General features: G+C 42.2%; 1 protein-coding gene. It reads left to right on the top strand.

The genetic code is table 11. The features are described from left to right. Positions 1–12: 12 nt before the first annotated feature. Positions 13–1,224: an elongation factor Tu gene (tuf, locus tag ACMV0E_RS08040; RefSeq protein WP_416085863.1), complete on the top strand. Its 1,212-nt coding sequence runs from the start codon at positions 13–15 to the stop codon at positions 1,222–1,224.

Raw genomic sequence — 1,224 nt, 5'->3', positions numbered from 1 at the left:
AGGAGGTACAACATGGCAACTAAAGAAAAATTTGAAAGGGTAAAGCCACACGTAAACATTGGTACCATTGGTCATATTGATCATGGTAAAACTACCCTTACAGCAGCAATTACAAAGGTATTAGCAACTCTTGGTAAAACTCAACCCAAGAGGTACGATGAAATTGACAATGCACCTGAAGAAAAGGCAAGAGGCGTTACCATTAACGTCCACCACACTGAGTATGAAACCGAGAAAAGGCACTATGCTCACATTGACTGCCCAGGTCACGTTGACTACATCAAAAACATGATCACTGGTGCAGCTCAGATGGATGGTGCAATTCTCGTTGTTGCAGCAACAGATGGTCCAATGCCTCAAACAAGAGAGCACATCCTTCTTGCTCGTCAGGTAAACGTCCCAAGAATTGTCGTTTTCATCAACAAAGTAGATATGGTTGATGATCCAGAACTCATTGACCTTGTTGAGATGGAAACAAGAGAACTTCTCTCCAAATATGGTTTTCCAGGAGACGAAGTTCCAGTAATTAGAGGTTCAGCTCTCAAAGCACTTGAAGCAGAAGGTGACATCTCTCGTGGAAAGAACCCATGGACAGACAAAATCTGGGAACTTATGGATGCAGTTGATGAATACATTCCAACTCCACAAAGAGATATTGATAAACCCTTCCTTATGCCAATTGAAGACGTCTTCTCCATCACCGGTAGAGGTACAGTTGTAACAGGAAGAATTGAAAGAGGAATTATAAGAACTGGCGATCCAGTAGAAATCGTTGGTCTTTCCTTTGAAGTAAAGAAAACTGTAGCAACAAGTATCGAAATGTTCAGAAAGATCCTTGATGAAGGACAAGCAGGTGATAACGTTGGAGTCCTCCTTAGAGGTATCGATCACGAAGAAGTTGAAAAGGGTATGGTTCTTGCAGCTCCTGGTTCCATTAAGCCCTACAGAAAATTCCAGGCACGTGTCTATATCCTAAGTAAAGAAGAAGGTGGAAGACACAAACCCTTCCTTACAGGTTATAAGCCTCAGTTCTTCTTAAGAACTGCAGATGTAACCGGTACCATTACCCTTCCTGAAGGTGTCCAGATGGCAATGCCAGGTGATAACGTCGATATGACCGTCGAACTTATCTATCCTGTTGCTCTTGAAGAAACCCAAAGATTTGCTATCCGTGAAGGTGGTAAAACTGTAGGTGCTGGAGTTATTACAAAGGTAATTGAGTAA

Origin of the sequence: Caldisericum insulae (genome assembly GCF_047785965.1) — a bacterium.
GTDB lineage: Bacteria > Caldisericota > Caldisericia > Caldisericales > Caldisericaceae > Caldisericum > Caldisericum exile_A.
The sequence above is the reverse complement of the archived record's forward strand: the minus strand, read 5'-3'. Positions and strand labels throughout refer to the sequence as shown.